21 protein-coding genes and 1 tRNA gene are annotated in these 21684 nt (G+C 44.8%); 11 read left to right on the plus strand and 11 right to left on the minus strand.

Annotated features, from left to right (window positions below):
• Window positions 1–200: 200 nt before the first annotated feature.
• Window positions 201–1973: a DUF885 domain-containing protein gene (locus tag L5M49_RS01215; RefSeq protein ID WP_263265296.1), complete on the plus strand. Its 1773-nt coding sequence runs from the start codon at window positions 201–203 to the stop codon at window positions 1971–1973.
• A 251-nt stretch (window positions 1974–2224) separates the two neighbouring features.
• Here L5M49_RS01215 and L5M49_RS01220 read toward each other — a convergent pair whose 3' ends face one another.
• A complete protein-coding gene (locus tag L5M49_RS01220; protein WP_263265297.1) occupies window positions 2225–2545 on the minus strand; it encodes a hypothetical protein in 321 nt (106 codons plus the stop codon).
• A 220-nt stretch (window positions 2546–2765) separates the two neighbouring features.
• Between L5M49_RS01220 and L5M49_RS01225 the strand changes: the two genes are divergently transcribed.
• Genes L5M49_RS01225 through L5M49_RS01235 form a run of 3 tightly spaced genes read left to right on the plus strand, consistent with a single transcriptional unit; the run spans window position 2766 to window position 5755 of the window.
• Entirely contained in the window at window positions 2766–3260 is a 495-nt protein-coding gene (locus tag L5M49_RS01225) for a putative 4-hydroxy-4-methyl-2-oxoglutarate aldolase (protein WP_263265298.1), read from the plus strand.
• Window positions 3261–3317: 57 nt separating this feature from the next.
• Window positions 3318–5135: an AsmA family protein gene (locus L5M49_RS01230; protein ID WP_263265299.1), complete on the plus strand. Its 1818-nt coding sequence runs from the start codon at window positions 3318–3320 to the stop codon at window positions 5133–5135.
• Complete coding sequence (locus L5M49_RS01235; RefSeq protein ID WP_113939588.1) at window positions 5135–5755, plus strand: BsuPI-related putative proteinase inhibitor; 621 nt, start codon at window positions 5135–5137, stop codon at window positions 5753–5755. Before L5M49_RS01230 ends, L5M49_RS01235 begins: the two co-directional genes overlap by 1 nt.
• 124 nt (window positions 5756–5879) lie before the next feature.
• Here the strand turns inward: L5M49_RS01235 and L5M49_RS01240 are convergent, their stop codons facing one another.
• Together L5M49_RS01240 and gloB are read right to left on the minus strand one after the other, a co-directional pair.
• The gene (locus L5M49_RS01240; RefSeq protein ID WP_198573305.1) at window positions 5880–7427 is read right to left on the minus strand and encodes a LysM peptidoglycan-binding domain-containing protein; all 1548 of its coding nucleotides are present in this window, start codon (window positions 7425–7427) and stop codon (window positions 5880–5882) included.
• A 232-nt stretch (window positions 7428–7659) separates the two neighbouring features.
• Complete coding sequence (gene gloB / locus L5M49_RS01245; protein WP_263171363.1) at window positions 7660–8451, minus strand: hydroxyacylglutathione hydrolase; 792 nt, start codon at window positions 8449–8451, stop codon at window positions 7660–7662.
• A 154-nt stretch (window positions 8452–8605) separates the two neighbouring features.
• Between gloB and L5M49_RS01250 the strand changes: the two genes are divergently transcribed.
• Window positions 8606–9343, plus strand: coding sequence for a class I SAM-dependent methyltransferase (locus tag L5M49_RS01250; protein WP_263161009.1), 738 nt, complete (start codon window positions 8606–8608; stop codon window positions 9341–9343).
• Between the two features lie 33 nt (window positions 9344–9376).
• The gene (locus L5M49_RS01255) at window positions 9377–10285 is read left to right on the plus strand and encodes a LysR substrate-binding domain-containing protein (protein WP_105252337.1); all 909 of its coding nucleotides are present in this window, start codon (window positions 9377–9379) and stop codon (window positions 10283–10285) included.
• Window positions 10286–10432: 147 nt separating this feature from the next.
• Here L5M49_RS01255 and rnhA read toward each other — a convergent pair whose 3' ends face one another.
• Window positions 10433–10903 (minus strand): ribonuclease HI, encoded by a 471-nt coding sequence (gene rnhA, locus L5M49_RS01260; protein ID WP_006081489.1) that lies wholly within the window; start codon window positions 10901–10903, stop codon window positions 10433–10435.
• Between the two features lie 70 nt (window positions 10904–10973).
• Between rnhA and dnaQ the strand changes: the two genes are divergently transcribed.
• From dnaQ to L5M49_RS01275, 3 genes are all read left to right on the plus strand, one after another.
• The gene (gene dnaQ, locus L5M49_RS01265; protein ID WP_263181885.1) at window positions 10974–11702 is read left to right on the plus strand and encodes a DNA polymerase III subunit epsilon; all 729 of its coding nucleotides are present in this window, start codon (window positions 10974–10976) and stop codon (window positions 11700–11702) included.
• 10 nt (window positions 11703–11712) lie between these two features.
• Window positions 11713–13086, plus strand: a complete 1374-nt coding sequence (locus L5M49_RS01270; protein ID WP_263265300.1) for a TIGR03503 family protein — start codon at window positions 11713–11715, stop codon at window positions 13084–13086.
• A 391-nt stretch (window positions 13087–13477) separates the two neighbouring features.
• Window positions 13478–13554: transfer RNA gene (locus L5M49_RS01275), tRNA-Asp, on the plus strand.
• Window positions 13555–13696: 142 nt separating this feature from the next.
• Here L5M49_RS01275 and L5M49_RS01280 read toward each other — a convergent pair.
• The 7 genes from L5M49_RS01280 to L5M49_RS01310 all read right to left on the minus strand — a co-directional run bounded on the left by L5M49_RS01280 (window position 13697) and on the right by L5M49_RS01310 (window position 18255).
• A complete protein-coding gene (locus tag L5M49_RS01280) occupies window positions 13697–14560 on the minus strand; it encodes an OmpA family protein (RefSeq protein WP_263265301.1) in 864 nt (287 codons plus the stop codon).
• A complete protein-coding gene (locus L5M49_RS01285; RefSeq protein ID WP_028760080.1) occupies window positions 14560–14982 on the minus strand; it encodes a DUF4398 domain-containing protein in 423 nt (140 codons plus the stop codon). The genes L5M49_RS01280 and L5M49_RS01285 overlap by 1 nt, the downstream gene beginning before the upstream one ends.
• Before the next feature lie 345 nt (window positions 14983–15327).
• Complete coding sequence (locus L5M49_RS01290; RefSeq protein ID WP_258547609.1) at window positions 15328–15504, minus strand: hypothetical protein; 177 nt, start codon at window positions 15502–15504, stop codon at window positions 15328–15330.
• Window positions 15505–16004: 500 nt separating this feature from the next.
• Window positions 16005–16772, minus strand: coding sequence for a Crp/Fnr family transcriptional regulator (locus tag L5M49_RS01295; RefSeq protein ID WP_263265302.1), 768 nt, complete (start codon window positions 16770–16772; stop codon window positions 16005–16007).
• A gap of 147 nt (window positions 16773–16919) precedes the next feature.
• Complete coding sequence (locus tag L5M49_RS01300; RefSeq protein WP_263265303.1) at window positions 16920–17609, minus strand: Crp/Fnr family transcriptional regulator; 690 nt, start codon at window positions 17607–17609, stop codon at window positions 16920–16922.
• Between the two features lie 104 nt (window positions 17610–17713).
• A complete protein-coding gene (locus tag L5M49_RS01305; RefSeq protein ID WP_028760077.1) occupies window positions 17714–18055 on the minus strand; it encodes a BON domain-containing protein in 342 nt (113 codons plus the stop codon).
• A 38-nt stretch (window positions 18056–18093) separates the two neighbouring features.
• The gene (locus L5M49_RS01310) at window positions 18094–18255 is read right to left on the minus strand and encodes a DUF3309 family protein (protein WP_081729035.1); all 162 of its coding nucleotides are present in this window, start codon (window positions 18253–18255) and stop codon (window positions 18094–18096) included.
• Between the two features lie 285 nt (window positions 18256–18540).
• Here L5M49_RS01310 and L5M49_RS01315 point away from each other — a divergent pair, with 285 nt between their 5' ends.
• Entirely contained in the window at window positions 18541–18960 is a 420-nt protein-coding gene (locus L5M49_RS01315) for a PRC-barrel domain-containing protein (protein WP_028760076.1), read from the plus strand.
• Window positions 18961–19574: 614 nt separating this feature from the next.
• Window positions 19575–21584 (plus strand): ATP-dependent DNA helicase, encoded by a 2010-nt coding sequence (locus L5M49_RS01320; protein WP_263265304.1) that lies wholly within the window; start codon window positions 19575–19577, stop codon window positions 21582–21584.
• Window positions 21585–21684 lie beyond the last annotated feature (100 nt).

Consider the following 21684-nt stretch of genomic DNA (forward strand, 5'->3'; position numbering starts at 1 on the left):
CGATTATCATTATTTGTGTGTGTTTGGTAAAGAGGGGCTTATACGTCGAATAGGCGAATGATAGGCGGCAAATATTGAGAACTTACAATTTTGTAACCGCGCATGTATTCATGGCTAACATAGCTGCAATTATTGGGGCAATATGATTAACTGAGGTAATTTTTGTATGCCTGATAAATCTTAACAAAGGACCCATAATAATGAAAAAAAACGCTATTTCCCTTGCGATAGTGCTATCGCTGGCCAGCCTTGCTGGCTGTCAATCCCATACGAGTCAAACCGCGCCCGTAGTCGCACCTGAAGTTAAAGCCCACTCATTTGAGCAATTTTCAGCATCCTTTATTGATTCATTGTGGGAATTATCACCGACTTGGGCCTTATACAGTGGCAAGCATGTTAGCGATGGTTACCTTGAAATCCCCGATGCAGCAGGTCGAGCAAAGACCTTAGCGTTTGTGAAAGCTCAGCAAGCGCAATTGACTCAGTTCGAGCAAAAGTCGCTAACGCCGAATGAGCTGATTGATTACCATCTGATCGACAATTTACTCGGTAGCATGGCATGGGAAATTGACAGTTTTAAATCCTGGCAGTGGGATCCTTCAAGCTACAACGTATCGGGCGGTTTTGCCCAAATCATCAATGAAAATTTTGCTCCATTAGATGACAGATTACGTTCGGTATTAGCGCGTTTAGAAAATGTGCCAGCTTATTATGCTGCCGCGCAGGCGAACATTAGCAAACCAACATTGGAGCACACTGAGTTAGCTGTGCTGCAGAATCAAGGTGCATTTTCGGTTTTTTCCGATGACTTATTAAAACAGGTCGCCGACTCAGGTCTGACTGATGCGGAAAAAGCGTTATTTAAAACGCGTTTCGATGCAGCAACTGCCGCGATTAACGGCCATATTGCTTGGTTAGACAAATTAGTGGTTCAACTTAAAAAAGATGGAGCACGTAGTTTTAGAATTGGCGAGGCGTTATATGAGCAAAAATTTGCCTTTGATATCCAAGCGGGGATGACGGCGAAACAGCTATATCAAAAAGCCGTAGCCGATAAAGAGCGTGTTCAAGGAGAAATGGCCAAAATTACCGATAAGTTATGGCCTAAATATTTTACTACGCCAAAGCCTGCTGACAGTAAGCTCGCCATTCGCCAATTAATCGATAAATTATCGACTCAGCATGTTCAGCGCGATGAATTCGTGAATGAAGTGCGTAAGCAAATTCCAGAGCTGATTGAATTTGTAAATAAGAAAAAACTAGTCACATTGGATCCTAAAAAGCCACTCGTTGTCCGTGAAACGCCCGAATATATGCGTGGTTATGCCGGTGCATCAATTAGTGCGCCTGGACCCTATGAGAAGTCAGGTAATACTTATTATAACGTGACGCCACTCGATGGCATGAGTGATGAGTCTGCCGAGAGTTACTTACGTGAATATAATCACTGGATCCTGCAAATCCTCAATATTCATGAAGCCATCCCAGGGCACTACACTCAACTCGTTTACTCTAATCAATCTCCGAGTTTAGTGAAAAGTTTATTTGGTAATGGTGCTATGGTCGAAGGTTGGGCGGTTTATACCGAGCGTATGATGTTAGAAGAAGGCTATGGCAATTTTGAGCCTGAAATGTGGTTGATGTACTACAAGTGGAATTTACGTGTTATCTCTAACACTATTTTAGATTACAGTATTCATGTGAAAGGCATGACCGAAGACCAAGCTATTGCCCTGATGATGAATGAAGCGTTCCAACAGCAAGCTGAAGCCGAAGGCAAGTGGCGCCGTGCGACTCTTAGTCAAGTACAACTGACGAGTTACTATTCTGGTTATCGAGAAATCTATGATTTCCGTGAAGAATACAAAAAATCGCAAGGTAAAGATTTTGACCTTAAAACTTTCCACGAAACATTCTTGAGTTATGGTAGTGCACCAGTGAAATATATTCGCCAATTAATGCAGAGCAAATAAGTTCGCATATTGATATAAATCAGCAGAGCTTAGGCTCTGCTTTTTTATGCCAAATCGCTAGACAGGTATAGTGTGAGCTTAACATAAGTTGGCATTGTTACTTATGAAATGAAATCGTTAACACTGTGCGAATAATGAAAAGCCGAAAATTCTGCCATATAACCGAAAAAGTATATATTTCGTTATATGGCTTATGCAGATGTTAATCAAACAATTTAACTGCGAGGTGATAGAGCACAATAGCGATAAATTCACTTCTTAGATTTAGATGATGCCATCAGCGCTAATACTTCATCGTAAGAAATGTTAAATTCTCTCGACAAGTTAATGATTTTTGTTTTGAAGGTTTGAATATTCTCTTGCTGGGCTAATTGATGTTTCTTTTCTTCAACTAACTCATTAACGGTTTCTTGTAATATCAATAATCGACGTAAACTATAGTCGAGAGATTTAATATATTTACCCATTTGTTGCTTGTTACGTGCTTGCTCAAGATCCGTTGAGACTTTCTTATCATATCCATACTCATCAAGAGCTGCGATTGCGCTCTGTAAATCAAGATCAGTTGTCATTTGGTTTTCGCTTTATAACAAAGAGGTGTGGGAACAAATGTATGAAACTTTAAAGAGTGTCATAGGACGTTAACTATCGCAGATTATAATGCTTATGCCAATATACACCAAGCCTTTGCACGTTAAAATGAAATAAAAAATTCCGCTGATTTTTGCTTTGACCTTGTCGGGGTCTACAATTATGAGTAGTCTAAAGTTATAGACTATCATGGAGATTCAAATGCTTGATCTACTACCAGATTTATTCGACCACTATCCGTCTAAATTACAGTTACTTCCCCTTGCATTTAAACCCTTTGGTGGTAAACGGCTCTTCTGGGGTGAGATAGTCACAGTAAAGTGCTTTGAGGATAATTCAAAGGTAAAAGAGATACTTGCACAGGATGGGCATGGAAAAGTGCTCGTTGTCGATGGCGGTGGTTCTCTGCGCCGCGCATTGTTAGGGGATCTCATTGCGCAGAGCGCCTTAGATAATGGTTGGCAAGGGATAGTGATTAATGGTTGTGTTCGCGATGTGGCGAGATTAAATACTTTCAGTTTAGGTGTCTTTGCTTTATGGGCTATGCCGATAAAAACCGAAAAGTTAGGTCAAGGCCAAATTAATGTGGCTGTCGATATGGGGGGCGTGACGGTTAAGCCCGGTATGATGCTCTATGCCGATGAAAATGGTATTGCAGTAAGTGATGAAATGTTGAACTTTGCATTTTTAAATTAACATTTCTAAATGCATTAGTTGCTATAAATTCAAGTTGTTTTTGATAAGGATATTTATATGAAATTCATTAAGTTGCTCTTAGCCTTAATGGTGACGCTCATTCTTTTAGTCACCGTTTATCTCACCGTCTTTTTCGACCCTAATGATTTTAAACCTGAAATAGTCGATGCCGTAAAAAAACAAACGGGTCGTGAATTAGTCATTACTGACGATTTATCTTGGACATTTTTCCCTGTTATAGGTATTAATTTAGGGGGAGTGTCTTTATCTAACCCTGAAGGTTTTACGCCTAAGGCTATGTTAGAAGTCAAAAAAGCCGTTGCTGAAGTGGCGCTAATGCCGTTGTTTAGTCAGAAAATTGAAATTGCAGAATTGAGTCTCGATGGCGCAACCATTAATTTAGTGACTCGCAAGAATGGCACTAGCAGTTTTGATGGATTAAGTGGTGATAATAGCAAACAAGCCGCAACTCCACCGACCGAAACGTCCTCAAATGCTAAACTGAACGATATTAATATTGGCGGTGTTTCAATCACCAATACTCAAATTAATATGATTGATGAAGCGAAAAAGCAAACTCAAGTCTTTAGCTTAAAAAGCTTCACCTTAGGTGAGTTTACTTTAGATACATTTGCGCCTATCGCCTTTGAATTCAGTGCAACTATGCCGGATATGACGATAAGTAGCGAAGCTAAAGGTGAACTAAAACTCAGTCGAGACTTTAAACAACTCGTTATCAATGGGCTGAAAATTGATACTGTGGTGGAAGGTGAGAGTATTCCGAACAAGAAACTCGAAACATCTGTCAGCTTAGCAACTCAAATCGCCCTTGATAAACAGCAATTGTCCGTCGATATTGCGCAGCTTACCGCGGCGAGCATTACCGCTGCGGGTAAAGTGGGTGTTAATTATGGTACGAAAATTCCACAAATTAATGCTGATTTTCAAGTTGGCGATATTGATTTAGATACACTGTTACCTAAAACAGAGGCCACCGCTGAACAAGCGCCAGCAGCAAACCCTCAGGCAGTTGAGCCTGATCTCTCAGCCCTTAAGCAGCTTGATGTAAAACTCAAGTTGACTGTTAAGTCTATTAAGGTCGCGAATCTGTCGACTCAAAATTGGTTAATGGATGTGGGCATTAAAAATGGCGTGTTAGATCTGACGAAATTGAATGCGGATTTATATCAAGGTCAGTTGCTGGTGAGCGCTCAGGTTGATGCTCGTCAAGCAGTGGCGAGTTATCAATTTGATAAAAAAGTGACGGGCGTACAAATTCGTCCTTTGCTCAAAGATGCAGCGGATGTGGATTTACTGGCGGGTACAGCCAACTTTGATGTGAAGGGGAAAGGTAAGAGTTTGATCCCTGAGCAGTTAAAGAAAAACCTGTTAGCGAATGGTCATTTTGATATTAATGACGGTGCTCTGTACGGGGTAAATATTCCACAGATGATCCGCAGCGCCCAAGCTAAGTTAAAGGGCGACTTATCGCCAGAAACGAAGGCGGAGCGCAAAACTGACTTCTCGAGTCTGACGGGCAGTTTCTCGTTGGATAATGGCGTTGCCACGAATCCAGATCTTGCCTTGTCTTCGCCTTTACTGCGTTTGGATGGTAAAGGCACTGCGAATTTATTGACTGAAGCCTTGGACTACAGACTAACCGCTAGCCTAGTGAATTCATTGAAGGGTCAGGGTGGTAGCGACAAAGATGCGCTGGCTGGAGTTGACATTCCGCTCGCCATTACCGGCACTTTCCAAAAACCTGAATATGCTTTGGATACTAAAGCCTTACTGAATAATCAGCTTAAGGAAGAAACCGACAAAGCTAAGGAAAAATTAAAAGACTCCTTATTGAAAAAACTAGGCGGTTTTTAATGGTTGCTTCAACGCGTTACGCATTACTTGTTTGCGCGAGTGCTTTTGTCGGCGGGCAACTTGTTGGGTGCTCGGCGCCTGAAGCCGCTGACACGAGTCAGTCAACCAAGGGTGAGACTACAACAGCCGCGGCCGTTCAGCCTGAGATTATTCGCGCTGCCGATCTGGCGCTCGATGTTTCTGGGCTTAAAAGCACTCCGACATTAAAGGCTGAACCTGTGATGGCAGAAAAGGCACAAGGCCTGCTTCGCGGTGAATTAACTTTAGAACCTTTTATCGATTTTAAGCAGTCGGTTAAGGCGACATTGACTGTGACAAATCCACAAACCTATGCTGTCGGCCTACGTTATAACTCTGGGATGACGGCGGATTTGTGGTTGGTAACGCAAGAGGGCAAACGTCTGTGGGCTTGGTCGGATGATATGATGTTTACCCAAGCATTACGTGATAGCCAATTGGCGGCAGGGAAAGTGATCACGACTTCATTTAGTATTCCGCCCAAAGCATTTGCAGGAATACCTGCAGACGGTGCTCGCTTAGAAGCGCATTTTGCCGCTAAAGCATTAGAGTCTGATGCCGTTGTTATGGCGCCTGTTGTTTTATTATTGACGATGGAATAACGTCGCCTCTCATAATAGAAAAAGGCAGCAATCCGATAGGGTTGCTGCCTTTTTGTTATCTATGGCTCAATTTTGCTTAGGATTTATAGCACTAATCCGTTCGAACTATGTGCCAGTGTAGTCCCTACGCACTCAACTTAGTTTCATCAACCACTAATTTGATCACTTGGCCTGGTTGTAAATACTGTGATTGCGCTAGGCTATTCCACTCGAGTAGCTCGGCAACAGTTACGTTAAATTTATTGGCGATACGGGCAAGTGAATCACCGGATTTTACCTTGTAACTAACAGTACGAATTTGTGCGGTTTGCTCAAGCTCCTTTGGTGCTAAGATCACTAACTTCTGACCGTTTTGTAGCTTGCTATTCTTAGCCAATTTGTTCCAAGTGCTGAGTTGTTTCACCGTCACTTTATGGGCTTGGGCTATTTCTGAGAGTGTGTCTCCTGACTTAACCTGATAAGCAATTTTTGTTGATTCAACTGCAGCATGTGATTTTTTCGGCAATTGCTGCTTAGTTGACAGGGCATAAAGCTGCTTGTCTTGCGCATCGACAGGAATAATCAAATGCTTGCCTGCGACGATCGTGTTGCTTTTCATGCCGTTGGCGGCGCGAATAGCGGCAACGGTCGTATGGTGCTGCGTAGCAATCTTGCCAATGCTATCGCCAGATTTGATCGTGTAACGTAACCAGCTGATCCTATCTTCGGTTTCTGTTTCAGCAAGCGCTTTTTTAAATTCTTCCGATTTATCAATTGGTAGCACTAAGGTGTGCGGACCAAGTGGCGATGTAGCCCAGCGGTTATAACCTGGGTTGAGTTTTTGTAACTCAAGCGTGGTCATATTAGCAAAACCTGCCGCCATGGCTAAATCAATTTGGCTATCAATATCAACCACTTCAATAGTGGGATTGTTGTCGATTGGCGCTAAAGATATGCCATATTCATCAGCGTGTTTAATGACTTCTGCCAGTGCGAGCAGTTGCGGCACATAGCGTTCTGTCTCTCTGGGCAAATCCAATGACCAAAAATCCGTTTTTAAGCCTTTTTTCTCGTTACGTTTGATTGCATTGAGCACCCGTGATTCACCCGAGTTATAGGCAGCAATAGCATAAAGCCAATTGTTATTGGTTTTATCGTAGAGGTATTCCAGCATATCGAGCGCCGCAGTCGTTGATGCGGGGACATCACGGCGACCGTCATACCACCAGTTCATTTCTAAACCGAAATGACTGGCCATAGGTGTGGTAAATTGCCACAGACCCGATGCCGCGCCAGTCGATGATGCGGATGGATCAAAGGCGCTTTCAATTATGGGTAACAAAGCTATCTCTATAGGAAGATGACGCTTTTCAAGTTCTTCAACAATCATGTACATATAAGGTGCAGCACGTTCCGAGATGATCGCCAGATGCTGTGGATTTTTGATGTACCAATCACGGTATTGATTCACCAATTTTTGATCTGGAACCGGTAACTGCATGCCTTGACGAATTCGCTCCCACACATCGGTAATTTGCGCCGATGGAGCCTCGGTTGCGAGGTAATATTCTGGGACTGTATTTTCGGTTGTGACGGCTTCAACTTCTGTTTGGTTAACGCCATAGTTGTCTAATGTTTGACAGCCTGTGAGTAGGGCAAATCCCCCTACAACAACATAAAGTGATACTCTCATTGAAAACGGTAGTCCTCTGTTAGTGCATCGCTTTTCTTTATAGTAACAGTATGTTTTATATGAAGATAAAGACGACGCAGCGCGCAAAGTTTTCACGCAAAACGAGCCATTCTATGGGATCTTTTCGATCTTGTCCCTTAATTATCGTACATAATGTAAGGCCATTTTTGACTTACATCATCAAAAATGAGAAAAACTGTTTGAATTTCAATCTATAATATTGCTTTTGTGATCAAAAATTATCTTTCCACTGTCTGAGTAAGGTAAAACCGCTGAGTTCGTCTAAATTTGCGTGATTTAGATCGCTAAAATGCTGTTTTATGTTATCGACAATTTCAGTGTCGCTTGGGCGTAAAAAGGGATTGATGGCACGCTCTAAAGCGATGGTGGAGGGAACAGTCGCTTTGTCTTGGCGACGTAACTGCATCGCGCGTTCGTTATAGTCTTGGAGCTCGCGATTGTTGGGATTGACCGCGAGGGCAAATTTGAGGTTTGAAAGTGTGTACTCATGGGCACAATAAACCCGAGTGTCGGCGGGAAGCTGGGCAAGTTGCTGTAGTGAGTTGAGCATTTGCGCTGGCGTGCCTTCAAATAAGCGTCCGCAGCCGCCGCTAAACAGGGTGTCACCGCAAAATAAGGCATCTTCAACAACGTAGGCTATATGTCCAGCTGTGTGGCCTGGTACATCTAAGACTTGCAGATCAGCGCTGAGATACTCCAGTGTGAATTTGGGCTTGGATTTTGCGTGCAGTGGATGTGTTATGCCTTCGATCTTCTCATTATCTGGGCCATAAACCGTGAGTCTATTATGACTATAGGCTTGAAGCGCTGCTACGCCACCCGTATGGTCATTGTGGTGGTGGGTCAGTAAAATACCCGCTAGCGTGAGTTGATTGGCTTGCAGGTAGTCAATGACCACACTTGCATCGCCGGGATCGACAACATAAACCTGAGTATGGGGCTGTTGTTGTAACACCCAGATATAATTGTCATTAAAGGCTTTGATCGCTGTTATAGTGAGCATAGAACTGCCTATGTCTGTATTTCAATTTGAAGATAAAGGTATTATCCATGAGTGAACGGCCCTTGGCGACCTTTGCCGCTTTTGCCCTGTGGCAGAATGTTGGTCATCTTTGACCCCATTGGATACTTGTCTACCCAGCTAACGGAGGAACTCTGTGTCGCATTTTAGTACTGAGCTCAAGCCCGAACAATGGAGTGACCTACCCAATGGTGAGGCACTACAGCAAGCCGTCGCTAAACAGCTTGAAGATTGGTGGCCAAGAGTCTTTGGTTATCATTTATTAAAGTTAGGGCCTTTGAGTGCCGAATTGTCGAGCATGGCATCGCCAGTCGCCCATCATTTTTCACTCTCGCCATCTAAAGGCACCTCTATTGAAGGCGATTTTTGCCATCTACCCCTGCAGAATGCGGCGATAGATGCGGTGGTGATGAGTTTATTGCTCGAATTTGAACCCGATCCTTACCGTATTCTTCGCGAAACCGATAGGGTACTCATCGCTGGAGGCTATCTTTTTATCGTCGGTTTTAATCCCTTGAGTCCGGTATTTTTGGGTAAGTTATGGCCTAAATATCAGGATTGTCTTCCTTGGAATGGCCGTTTTTTTATGCCTTCGAGGGTGCGAGATTGGTTAGGTTTATTAGGTTATCAAGTGGTGGGGGATGAGCGTTTGGTCTACCACCCATTAATGGGCGAGTTTACCCAAGGTAGATTTTTTCAACAGAGTTTAGCGTCATGGCTTCCTAGCGCGGGCAGTTTGTATTTGATTGTGGCACGTAAACTCGAGTCGCCACTCACACCTATTCGCGATAAACGTAAGGTGCGGCAGACAAATTGGACCACGGCACCGACTGCGGGTCGTTCGGGGCATTTATCAGAGCATTCGGAAAACTGATAAGCCATTTCCATTTTTAGTACAGGTTTTTATATGCGGATCACCTTAAGACAACTGGCAGTATTTGAGGCCGTGGCACGTAGCGGCCAAGTCGCGAAGGCGGCTGAACAAGTGAATTTATCACCACCGGCGACATCTATGGCCTTGGCTGAATTAGAAAAGCAGCTAAATGCCCGCCTATTTGAACGTATTGGCAATCGATTACAGCTTAACTCGCAGGGTAATTTACTGCTGCCATTGGCAACGGATCTATTACACCGTGTTGAACAAATTGAGCAGGCATTTACTTATCATGGTGGTGATCTGGTTGGGCGTTTAAGCATCAGTGCCAGTTCGACAATTGGCAATTATCTGATGGCGAAAGCCGCAGTGGCATTTTGTCAGCAACATACTCAAACCCATGTGGATGTGGCGATTACTAATACTCAAGATGTGATCCAAGCGGTTGCTCAGTTCCGCTCTGAAATGGGTTTTATTGAAGGCCATTGCACTGACAATCGTTTGAGTGTCGAGGCATGGCATAAGGATAGGCTGCTGGTGTTTTGTCATCCGGCGCATCCTCTGGCGGGGAAAGTGGTTAAACCTGCGGCGGTTAAAGGCCTGTCTTGGGTGCTACGTGAGGAAGGATCGGGCACTCGCGAATATTTTGTAAATGCCGCCAATGAGTTGGATATGCAGCCAGAGGCTAAATTCTGCTTTACTACGCCGGATGCGATTAAATTGGCTGTGAAACAAGGTGCTGGGCTTGGGGTGTTATCTGAGCTGGCGCTGGAGAAAGAAATCAGTCGTAAAGAATTGGCGTTAGTCACGATTGAGGGACTCGTACTCGAGCGGCAGTTTTATCGCATCACCCATAAGAGCCGTCAGGCGACATCACTAGGTCAAGCTTTTGTGCTGTTTTGTGAGAATTTTTTCAATATTGCAGGTGTGGAACTGAAATAAACCGTTTGATAGCAATGGCTCATAAATAGTGAGCTGACAGTGAGATGAGTAGTGAAATAAATCATCACGCCCAAGTGCTTAACTTAGGCGTGATGGCATCGAACTTACTTTTTCGCACTTAGCGAGTTTACACTGAGTGGCACAGGGTTAAGGCTGGTAGCCTAAATCGGGTTGGGTTGGTTTAGATTCTGCTGCGGTGCGAGCTAACACATCGCAACGTTCGTTTTCGGCGTGTCCTGCGTGACCTTTAACCCATTGCCAGTCGATAGTGTGCATCTGTGAGGCTTTATCTAATCGTTTCCATAGGTCAACGTTTTTGACTGGGGTACGGTTTGATGTCATCCAACCTTTTTTCTTCCAGCCATGGATCCATGTCATTATGCCTTGGCGCATATATTGGCTGTCGCTGGTGAGCACGACTTGGCAAGGCTCTTTCAAGCTTTCTAACGCTATGATTGGGGCTAACAATTCCATGCGATTATTGGTCGTGAGCGCAAAACCGTCGGACATCTCCTTTGTATGACCTTTATAATTCATTACAATGCCATAGCCGCCAGGACCGGGATTGCCTAAGCAAGAGCCGTCGGTGAAGATGTGGATCAGTTTTAGTTCAGTCATCAAATTGTTACCATAGCCGGGAATTTCGGCCGAGTATAACTAAAAATTGTCATAAGAAGCGCATAAAAACATGAATATTATCTCTAATGCTAGCCGTCAGGTTATTTTAGATACCGAAACCACAGGTATGAACCAAGGCAGCGGCGCCATCTATTTAGGCCATAGGATCATCGAGATAGGTTGTGTGGAAGTGGTGAACCGTCGTTTGACGGGACGTTATTACCACCAATATATCAATCCAGGTCAAGCAATCGATCCCGAAGCCATCGCCGTTCACGGTATTACCGATGAACGCGTTTCCAAAGAGCCGCGTTTTCATCAAGTTGCTCAAGAGTTTATCAACTTTATCGACGGTGCTGAAATCGTCGCCCATAACGCGAGCTTCGACGTGAACTTCATGGATCATGAGTTTTCACTGCTGCAGCCGCGTGGTCCGAAAACCGCTGATATTTGTCAGATCCTCGATACCTTAGAGATTGCTAAGTTTTTACATCCCGGTCAGAAAAACAACCTTGATGCCCTCTGTAAGCGTTACGGCGTCGATACCTCTCGCCGCGAGTACCACGGCGCATTACTCGATGCCGAGATCCTCGCTGATGTTTATCTGATCATGACTGGCGGACAGACAAAGTTTAATTTGTCTAACGAAGAAGCGGGGCAGGAAGCGGGGGGGATTCAACGTTTTGATCCGCAATCACTTAATCTTAAAGTGATTGGCGCATCGGCCGATGAACTGACAATGCATGAACAACGCCTTGATTTAGTCGCAAAATCAGGTAAATGCCTCTGGAGAGGATAGAAGAATTACTATGCCGATGTCGCGCCATAAACCCATTTTAGCTTTTTGCCTGCTTGCCACTACGCTGTTATTTAGTGTGGCGAGTGTATTGGCCGCTGACCTAGATCCTGCTAAAAAAGTCGTCAAGCCACCTAAGGCTACGCCGATTGTAGGATTGGAGACGGCTTCCGAGCTTAAAAACCGTTTTCGTATTGATCATATGGTCGATAACATGACCTTATTAGTGGAGCGTGAATATGGCTCTGCGCCTGTGGTCATAGTGTTACCCGATGGCAGTAAATGGTACGCCAATCGTCATCCAGCAACCGTTAAGTGGGTTGATGGTATAACAGGCGATATTATTTACATTGAGTCACCACAGCCCGGACCTTGGCAGTTGGTGGGCAAGGTCGTCTCTGGTTCAACCCTTAAGAAGCTCTCTAAACTCGAAATCGAAGTCCAGCCTTTACCGCAGCCAATCTTCCAAGGTGAACACGTTAAAATTGTCGCGCAGCTAATGGGTGACGAGCAGCGTGTGCGTATGCCTGGGTTAGATTATTTAGTCGAATGGACGGCACATTTTGTGAGTAAACATAAGGCGGGCGATGAAAATTTTGCTGCGGGTGACATTATTGTTGGTTCCTATAAAGACAATGGTGAAGATTATGATGAAAAACCCGACGATGGTGTATTTACCAGCAATATCAATATAAAGCAGCCTTGGGGTGAGTATGAGTTTGTCGTGCAGGCACGTAATAATGTGTTTGAACGGCAGGTTTCATTCCCGTTTAAATTGTCACCTCGGCCAATTAATCTAGAAGTTATTACCCCTGACGATCCGCTAACAGGGCAATGGAAAGTTATGTTACACGTGGATAAGACAGTGTTGCAGCTGGCTGAGACGCATTTTTCCTTTGAGTTAGTCGGCCCTGCTGGCTTGCAACTGCCTTTGGTTGTTAATGGTCTCACTGAGCCTGACTCTGAGTTAAATTTACCTACAGTGACAGAGTTTGGTAGTTATCGAATTAAAGGTTTTGTGGCTACGACGACTGTCACTGGTCGTGAAATCGTGCTGGATTTACCTGAGCTTTTCTTTAACTTAATTGAACCACCAGAACCACCACCAAGTGCCGAAGAGTTGGCTGCTGTTGCTGCACAAAAAGCGGCAGAGGAAGAAGAGCTGGCGAAGAAAGATGCAATGTTCTGGATCATTACAGTCAACGCTATCTTGTTAGTCTTAGGAGTGGTGGGATTAATTGTGTGGCGTAAGCGCCAAAGTTTGGCGCAGGCCTTAGCTGCCGCGGAGTTACGTTTATTGAATGAAGCATCTGCAAATTCACCCGCAGCGCCTTCATTAGATGAAATCGATCTCACTATGCCAGATGAGGCAGATAAAGACCGTTAGCCAAGCGTTGCTTAATGTGTTTGATTTATGACTTTGGACTGGAACCTTGCAGCGATATTTGGGATATAAATCAAGGTCTGCAATTGACTTGGCTTTTTTTTAATCAAATGATAAATCGAAGTAAAAAAACGGTTGACGCCTGCAGGGCTCAACCGTATTATTCTTCGCATCTTAAGCAGAGCCTTGATAAGTGTGTTGAATTATCGCTCTGTTTTAACATCAGCGGCCTGTCACGCTGGGGTTAGCGGGTTAGATACCTGTAAAATACTTGGATATGGAAGAATTTGGAGCGGTAGTTCAGTTGGTTAGACTATCGTTTTGACATCAGCGGTCTGTCACGCTGGGGTTAGTGGGTTTAATACCCGTCAAATATTGGGATATGGAAAAATTTGGAGCGGTAGTTCAGTTGGTTAGAATACCGGCCTGTCACGCCGGGGGTCGCGGGTTCGAGTCCCGTCCGCTCCGCCAAATTGCAAAAGCCCCATCGAAAGATGGGGCTTTTTGCTTTTTACTGATCTCCTTAATTTCTGCGCTGTTCATCTTATTAGCGATGAGACTCGATTCAAATGTCAGCAAGGAACACGCTGAAATCTTAATAGGATTAAGATAGCTACTGTGGAGCCTGTGCGGTGTCGGTGAGGATGACTTCAACCCGACGGTTTTGCTGGCGGCCACTGGCGGACTCATTGTTGGCAACAGGTGAGCTTTCACCTTTACCTAGGCTACTGAGCCGATTGGATTGGATCCCTTTTCCCTGTAGAAAATGGCTAACACTATCAGCTCTTTGCTGCGATAAACCCAGATTGTATTGTTCACTGCCTACGCTATCTGTATACCCTTCAATCATGGCACCACGCGCGGGATACTTGTTCAGAAAGTTCGCTAGGTTGGTTAGATGTTGACTGGTCGATGACTTAAGATCCGCTTTGGCAGTATCAAATAAAACATCACCTAAGGTTACGACCCAACCACGTTCTGACTGACGGGCATTCAGCAATGTGAGCTGGGCTTGCAGTTCGGTCGTTTCCTGACGCGCACCTGCAGCATCAGCACGGGCTAGGCGCGCATCTTGATGGGCTTGATTGGCCTCAGTGGTTCGAGCATCTAATCTGGCGTCATCGCGTTTTTTGGCGAGGACTTTATGTTGATCCTCGGCAAAGCGGCTCTGCGCTTGAGCTAAGGCAATATTGACTTTCTTATCTGCAACAAACACTAGGTGCTGTGATTGTTGCTCGTCTTTTACTGGTTGTTCAGCAGCGCGAACGGCTTCTTCTGCTCGTTTGATTGCAGCAGGGGCTAAAATTGCCAGTTCATTATTCGCTTGCAGTTTATTAAGTTCTGTACGGATATCACCGATGCCTTCAGCTATTTTGGGCGTACTGCTACAAGCTGCTACTGTGGTTAGGAGTAGGCTATATGCCAGTATATGGCTAAAACGTAAAGGCCGACCCGATGAAACGATAGGTTTTTTCATTACTGAATTCCTCCTGAACGGCGCAACATTTCTTGCTGCAGAATGCTGATATTGTTTTTCATTTCATTATTGACGCTATTGGCTTGTGCCAGCTCAGCGCGAGCTTGGGCCAATTCGGCCTCAAGGCTCGCCTCTATGGCGTAACGATCGGCGCTAACAGTGTCCATATTGAGTAATGCGCTGCTTGCAGATTGGAGTTTAAGTCTGGCCTGTGCCAGTTCATTTGAGGCATATTGGCCGACTCTTGCTTGCTCTGCGCGGGCAATGGTGTGTTCAGCCCGTTCCATTTCTGCGGTCTTAGTCAATGGCGTTGAACTGCAGCCCACGAGCGCTGTTGCAATACAACCTGCCAATAAGAAGTGCTTGGCTCGCTGCAGGCCGATTGAATATTGCTGTGGTTGTTGATTTTTATTGATGTTCATTTGAAATTCCTTTCTCGGAAACAGTGCACCGAGTGTGGTCTTTAGATTTGTTATTCCACCATGCACAGTCAATATGCTGGTGAATAGCCCCATTTTTGAGTCAGTTGGTATGAGTGAGTAATTTGACGCCACGGAAATTCATGATCTACTCCTCTGAGTTAAAGAGGGCCGACACAGTAAGGATTGCATCGGCTTGAGCTAAACGCAGTGTGTTACTGCAAGGTTTAGTTTTTACACTTAATCAATGAAACTTTTCCCTGTTTGTTCGTCACGTCCTAGTCTAACGAGTGATGATTTGGCTCTTTTTCAGTCCAGTTACCTTCCTTGTCGTTTGATTTAAGTTCTTCAACCTCGCTTATTTTGTGTGCTTTTACTGGTATCCACGTCTTGTTTAGCTTTATCCGCAACTGTGGTTTTGATCATCTGACGGTTGCGGGCTACGACGGGAGGATTGGCTTTGTTGGTGTTGGAATTCTGTGCATCGTTATCGATGGATTTATGTTGTTCTGTGAATTTTTTCATATAAACCTCAAGTAACCCAGTGTAGTGCAAGAGTGCATGAACCGTACATTCAGCATGACCTGCTAAATATTGAACGTCTGTGCGTTAGCGCGCATGGGATTAGTGGTGGCAATATTGGCCGCTTGGCACGTTTTTTGTTTGCTGGGTGGGTCGATATGATTAATTATAATACATTGATTACAAAGATAATGTGTTGGATATTAGGCAGTATCAGTTTGCGCCATGTTGGCGTGTAGGGTTGATGACTGCCTGTTTTGTTTATGCTCTGCAGTACCAGTGTGGTTGTAGTACTGAAGTGGCATATGGGATAACGATAGAATGGCTGTTGTACGAGTGGTCTAGCCATCCGTTATGTGTATTTTTATTTGAAGTACCGGTTAGGATATAAGAATTGAAATGTGAGTCTTTATGGCTGATGTAACTAAAGTATCGGTTGTTTTTAAACACTTCCTTTTTAACGCACTCCCTATTGTTACTGTATTCTTATATTCACTGTAGGTTTATGTTTGTTGCGCTTGTTGAGGTGGCATCAGCCGTTCTGATTCCTGCCTAACGACCGTGTAACATTCACAACAGGTTTGTTCTAGTAACGCGCGATCGACCACTTCAATATTCCCACGACTGTAATTGATAATTCCCATGCGCTGCAGTTTGCCTGCCGCATCGGTGACACCTTCACGGCGTACGCCGAGCATATTAGCAATCAATTCCTGTGTCATCAGCACGCGATCATCGGGCAGCCTATCTATCGAAAGTAGTAACCAACGACACAGTTGCTGTTCAATACTATGGTGGCGATTGCAAACCGCGGTCTGGGCCATTTGGGTCAGTAGCACCTGACTGTAACGCAGTAACAGATGGAGCAGGGCGCCATGACGGTTAAATTCGTCTTTAAGCCGCTGACCAAACAATCGATAGGCAACGCCAGCACTTTGCACTACAGCGCGACTCGTCGTGCTTTCTCCTCCCATAAACAGTGCAACGCCGACCATACCATCATTGCCAACGACGGCAATTTCAGCGGATGCCCCATTTTCCATCACATACAGCAGCGAAATAATGGAGTCCAACGGAAAATACACATAACGCTGCTTTGAGCCTGCTTCACAGACCACTTGTCCGAGTTCTAATGGAACTAGCTCCAGATGCGGGAAAATTCGTTGTTTGACTTCTTCTGGTAATTCACCTAACAACCGATTGGATTCTGGCGGGAAGTGACTTTCCAGTGGCACGTGTTCTGATAGGGCTTTCAGTTCTAGAGTGTCCATTACGATAGCGTGTCCTTGAATGGTGGTGTAGCTAATAAAGGTTACAGCGAGAAACGCCGATGCTATGTACGGTAGCGAACATAATGGCAGATTTTTTGAATTGTTGAGCGGAAAATATGCACTTAAGTGCGCATTGAGTGATAGCAACTACAGCAACGGGCAACTACAGCAACGGGCAAGTAGAGCTTGCCGGTCAAGAATATGTAACCGCCCACGATTATATGAAATGCTACCGCGGAGCTGTAAATTGCCTGCGGCCTCGGTAATACTGCTTCGCCTAACACCCAGCATGTCGGCTAAAAATTGATGGGTTAGATATAACTCATCAGTCTGAATTCGGTCGTGACTCATTAGCAACCAACGTGCTAGCCGAGACTCAATGGAGTGAAAATGGGCACAGACTGCATTTTGTGATAATTGGCATAACAAAGTGTATAGATAAGTCTCTACTATTTGCTTCAGATTGGTATTTTGAGCGAGTAAGCCTTCAAAGGTTTCAATGGGGAGCCGCCAAGCTTGACCAGAACCTTGGATGATCGCCTCGGAAGGCACTTGCCGAGTGCCCAGCAAGGTTGTCGCCCCAAGCATACCTTCGTAACCAATCAAACCCATTTCCAATGCCGGATGTTTGGGGAGTTTAGCAATCAAAGAAATAAAAGCCGTTAAGGGAAAATAGACATATTGATATGACTCGCCAGGCTTGCACAGTAAGTCGGCAAAGTTAAGTTGGACTAACTCAGCTTGCGATAATAAATCCGCTTGTTCCACCACTGGCAGATGACGGATTAATCGGTTCTGAATTTGTGGGGCTAATGTGTCTTGGTGTTGAGTGGGCATAGCGGTTCAACCTGTGGTGGCATTGACTTGGCACCAGAAAATCTGCTGCAAAAAGAAGGGCCGCAGCATCAGAACGGGGCTGCGGAATGATGGAGATTAAATGACTAGTTTTTTAGTTGCGGTGAAGGTGCGCCAGATTTTAGTTGCATATCGTTTTTGACTGAAATTACGCCGGGGACTTTGCTTGTCAGTTTTACCGCAGTATTGATATCTTCACGCGATTTAACAAACCCGCTGAGCTGGACCACGCCTTTAAAGGTTTCAACATTAATCTCGGCCACACTTAAGTTTTTATCACCTAAAATGGCAGCTTTCACTTTGGTGGTGACCACACTGTCGTCTAAATACTCGCCAGTACCTTCTTTGTTGTATGCAGAACTGCAACTGGCCACGGCGACTAAGCCTAGAGCCAGCAGGAAGATACTTAACATTTTAATTGTTCTCATCAGATTATCCTTTTTGATAAAGAGTAAAAATGGGGGCATTAGCTAACGCGTCCCGTTAACAGCAATATAATCAGCACCAGTAGCACTATGCCTATAAGTCCACCAGGACGATAACCCCAGTTTCGGCTATGGGGCCAAGTGGGGAGCATGCCGAGAAATAACAAAATTAAAATAATCAATAAAATAGTCGCAATTGACATGGCTAATCTTCCTGATACCGGGGCAATTTTGCACTGGTTAACATGAGTCTGTGCCGTAGCAAATGGGATGTCGGTACGGTGGCGCACTTACAGGGATCTGACGAGTCGATGTGTTTATATTCGCATTAACTGATAAGCGGTATGCCGAACAGAGCGAGTGATTGTAGAGATGCATACTCTAACTTATGTCCAATGACGGACATGTTCAATTCGAAACCAACGTTTGGTATTTCACTTATTCCGTTGTCCAGTTTCATGGGCTGCGCTAATAAAGAGGTCAACAAAATGAATTATCATGATCGCGATGTTTACGGTATTTACAACAATCCACAGTTCGCTTCTCCATCATTGGCACAAGGACCCGGCCCATATCTGATGGGCGCTGAAACACTGATCGGCAATAATGTTGTTAATAATTCTGGTGAAACCTTAGGGGATATCAAAGAAATTATGCTTGAAGTGGAAACGGGCCACGTCGGGTATGCGGTACTGTCGTTCAGTACTTATTTTGGTTTTGGAGAAAAGCTGTTTGCAGTGCCTTGGAAGATGCTGACACTTAATCATGAGCAAAAATGTTTTGTCATGGACATCTCATTAGAGCGACTCAAAACGGCGCCGGGGTTTGACAAAGGCCATTGGCCCAATATGAAAGATGTTGAATGGGAAAACGAACTGCACGATTACTACGGTAGCCGTAGGGATTAATGGTGTTAAGCAGGGGATTTATCCCCTGCGTTATTATTTGGATTCGGTAAATATGTATAAGTGTGGTTGTGCCTATCAAGTGAGTAGGGCCCACACGCATTTTAGTTGTTAGGGATTTGCTTATCGCCATGGTTGTAACCTAATAACGATAAAAGTTTGAGCTAGCGTATTATCGAAAGTCACCAGCGTGTATCGCTGATCAATGTCTTCGCTTCATCAAATGATTAAAGCCTTGTCGAAAGATAAGGCTTTTTTGTTTTCGATTCTTAGTATTCACTAGATCTATGGAAAAACCTCATAAATCATAAGTTTTTGTATTGCTTTGTGTCAAAACTGACTTACTCATAATGAACGGATTTAATGCCGTCTCTCGTATGGCGCGATGGAAAGTTCCCGTGAAATTATCCTTACTAACTTGTAGTCTTATCTCAAATCAGCATAATGCTTCGAGCTGTTAAGCTTAACGCTATTGTTTACGGCAGCGGCATGCGGTACTAACCATTGTTTGTGCTTATAAAGTTTCACTATGCACTCGCTCAGTAATTTATTGTGTGGACTTGCAGTACTGTTTTCACTGATGTTCCTAACACCTTGATAAAGGATTGATTCTCCCTTTGACTCGCTCCCACCAACCGACATCAAAGCATGTTTCCTCTAAAGAAATCGCCGCTAAGCCTTCAGCCTTAAAAGACGCCGCAGCGGTGAGTCGACTCGCGTCCGAAGTGCAACGCGCATTTTTGCCCGATGGAGTATTGTCTAAACATATTCAAGGGTTTAGTGCGCGAACAAGCCAGATGCAAATGGCACAGGAAGTGAGTGAGGCGATAGCGGCGAAGGGCAATGTGGTGATTGAGGCGGGTACGGGGGTAGGTAAAACCTTTGCGTATTTGATCCCCGCGATATTGAGCGGTAAGCAAGTCATCGTCAGTACGGGCAGTAAAAACTTGCAAGAGCAGTTGTTTTTTAAAGACTTACCCGCGCTGGTCGCTATGTTGGGGATTGAGCCTAAACTGGCTCTACTAAAGGGGCGTAATAATTATCTGTGCCAGTGGCGCCTCGATAAGCAAATGAGTGAGGCGACACATATCGATGCGCGTTTGTTGGATGATTTGTTGAAAATCAATCAGTGGGCGAGCACCTGCAAAGATGGTGATATTGGCGGCTTAACCTCAGTGCCTGAGAATTCCTCGGCGCTGCCGCTCGTGGTCAGCACTAAGGAAAGCTGTATTGGCAAGCGCTGCGACTTTTACGATGTCTGCTTTACTCGCAAGGCGCGCAGCCGTGCCCTGGATGCCAAAATCATTGTGGTTAACCACCATTTATTTTTCGCCGATAGCGTACTGAAAGACACGGGCTTTGCCGAGTTATTACCCGATCCTGATGTGGTGATTTTCGATGAAGCGCATTTATTACCCGATATTTGCGTTAACTATTTTGGCCAGCAATGTTCGAGTCGTACTATCGATGATTTCATTCAAAAGCTACTCGCTATTTATCAGACTGAACTCAGTGATACTGGGCAACTCGCCCAATTTTGCCAGCGTTGCCTCGCTAAATTAAGTGATTGGCATAATCAGTTATATTCCTGCGGCGAATCCGATTGGCGTTTAGTGCTGGGCAATAAAGCGCTCGCGGCGGCGTCATGGGATTTATTAGCGGAATTAACCGCGCTGCAGAATTTATTAATGGCCCATATTGGGCGTAGTGAATTGTTAGATGATATCGCCATTAAGTTGGCGGAGCTGAATAACAAGCTCAGTGTGTTTTTTAACTGCGATAATAATCTGGCGGCCTACAGCATCGAATTTGGTAGTCGCTTTGTGGTGCTGCGAATTTCACCAATCAATATTGCCCGTGAGTGCCAACAATTATTTGTGCCCGAAACCAGCTGGATATTTACCTCGGCAACTTTGCAGGTTAACCGCAGTCTTGTTCATTTTGCCCGAGAAATGGGTATCGTTGATGCGCAGCAAAGTATTCTCGACAGTCCCTTCGATTATCCCCGCCAAGCGGTATTTTGTGTGCCGAGACAACTTGGGAGCGTGACCAATCAACAGCAAGCGTTAAAGCAGTTGGTGGATGTGTGCGTGCAAGCGATAGATGCGGCGCAGGGACGGACTTTTATTTTATTTACCAGCCATAAAATGCTCGAACAAGCGGCGCTGGCACTGCGAACTCGCACTCAGTATCCGCTGCTGGTACAAGGCCAAGCGGGTAAACAGAGTCTGCTGACTAAGTTTCGCCAACTCGGCAATGCGGTATTGCTCGGCACCAGTAGTTTTTGGGAAGGGGTGGATGTGCGCGGTAAATTGTTAAGCTGCGTGATTATCGACAAATTACCTTTTGTGTCGCCCGATGAGCCCCTGTATCGCGCCCGAGCCGACAATGTGAGTCGTCAGGGACTCGATCCTTTTACTGAAGTGTCGTTACCGCAGGCGATTATTGCGCTGAAACAAGGTGTTGGCCGTCTTATTCGTGATGAAAAAGATCGAGGTGTGCTGATCCTTTGCGATAATCGCATTGTGAATCGCTACTATGGCCAAGCTTTTTTAAACTCGCTTCCACCGATGGCGCGCACCCGTGACCTAGAAAAGGCATTGGCGTTTTTGAGAACAATCCCCTGAGAGTCGTCTATGGCTTACCTAGCATACGTAAACTTGTCCTATTTGCCGGATATGGAATTCTGAACTAAGTATTGAGCCGTTACGCATATTGTAAGGATAT

Origin of the sequence: Shewanella sp. SM74 (assembly GCF_025653725.1) — a bacterium.
GTDB lineage: Bacteria > Pseudomonadota > Gammaproteobacteria > Enterobacterales > Shewanellaceae > Shewanella > Shewanella oncorhynchi.

Excerpts from the sequence above, each read along its gene's own strand:
- L5M49_RS01215 (WP_263265296.1), top strand. The coding sequence starts at position 201 with ATGAAAAAAAACGCTATTTCCCTTGCGATAGTGCTATCGCTGGCCAGC.
- L5M49_RS01220 (WP_263265297.1), bottom strand. The coding sequence starts at position 2,545 with ATGACAACTGATCTTGATTTACAGAGCGCAATCGCAGCTCTTGATGAG.
- L5M49_RS01225 (WP_263265298.1), top strand. The coding sequence starts at position 2,766 with ATGCTTGATCTACTACCAGATTTATTCGACCACTATCCGTCTAAATTA.
- L5M49_RS01230 (WP_263265299.1), top strand. The coding sequence starts at position 3,318 with ATGAAATTCATTAAGTTGCTCTTAGCCTTAATGGTGACGCTCATTCTT.
- L5M49_RS01235 (WP_113939588.1), top strand. The coding sequence starts at position 5,135 with ATGGTTGCTTCAACGCGTTACGCATTACTTGTTTGCGCGAGTGCTTTT.
- L5M49_RS01240 (WP_198573305.1), bottom strand. The coding sequence starts at position 7,427 with ATGAGAGTATCACTTTATGTTGTTGTAGGGGGATTTGCCCTACTCACA.
- gloB (WP_263171363.1), bottom strand. The coding sequence starts at position 8,451 with ATGCTCACTATAACAGCGATCAAAGCCTTTAATGACAATTATATCTGG.
- L5M49_RS01255 (WP_105252337.1), top strand. The coding sequence starts at position 9,377 with ATGCGGATCACCTTAAGACAACTGGCAGTATTTGAGGCCGTGGCACGT.
- rnhA (WP_006081489.1), bottom strand. The coding sequence starts at position 10,903 with ATGACTGAACTAAAACTGATCCACATCTTCACCGACGGCTCTTGCTTA.
- dnaQ (WP_263181885.1), top strand. The coding sequence starts at position 10,974 with ATGAATATTATCTCTAATGCTAGCCGTCAGGTTATTTTAGATACCGAA.
- L5M49_RS01270 (WP_263265300.1), top strand. The coding sequence starts at position 11,713 with ATGCCGATGTCGCGCCATAAACCCATTTTAGCTTTTTGCCTGCTTGCC.
- L5M49_RS01280 (WP_263265301.1), bottom strand. The coding sequence starts at position 14,560 with ATGAAAAAACCTATCGTTTCATCGGGTCGGCCTTTACGTTTTAGCCAT.
- L5M49_RS01285 (WP_028760080.1), bottom strand. The coding sequence starts at position 14,982 with ATGAACATCAATAAAAATCAACAACCACAGCAATATTCAATCGGCCTG.
- L5M49_RS01290 (WP_258547609.1), bottom strand. The coding sequence starts at position 15,504 with ATGAAAAAATTCACAGAACAACATAAATCCATCGATAACGATGCACAG.
- L5M49_RS01295 (WP_263265302.1), bottom strand. The coding sequence starts at position 16,772 with ATGGACACTCTAGAACTGAAAGCCCTATCAGAACACGTGCCACTGGAA.
- L5M49_RS01300 (WP_263265303.1), bottom strand. The coding sequence starts at position 17,609 with ATGCCCACTCAACACCAAGACACATTAGCCCCACAAATTCAGAACCGA.
- L5M49_RS01305 (WP_028760077.1), bottom strand. The coding sequence starts at position 18,055 with ATGAGAACAATTAAAATGTTAAGTATCTTCCTGCTGGCTCTAGGCTTA.
- L5M49_RS01310 (WP_081729035.1), bottom strand. The coding sequence starts at position 18,255 with ATGTCAATTGCGACTATTTTATTGATTATTTTAATTTTGTTATTTCTC.
- L5M49_RS01315 (WP_028760076.1), top strand. The coding sequence starts at position 18,541 with ATGAATTATCATGATCGCGATGTTTACGGTATTTACAACAATCCACAG.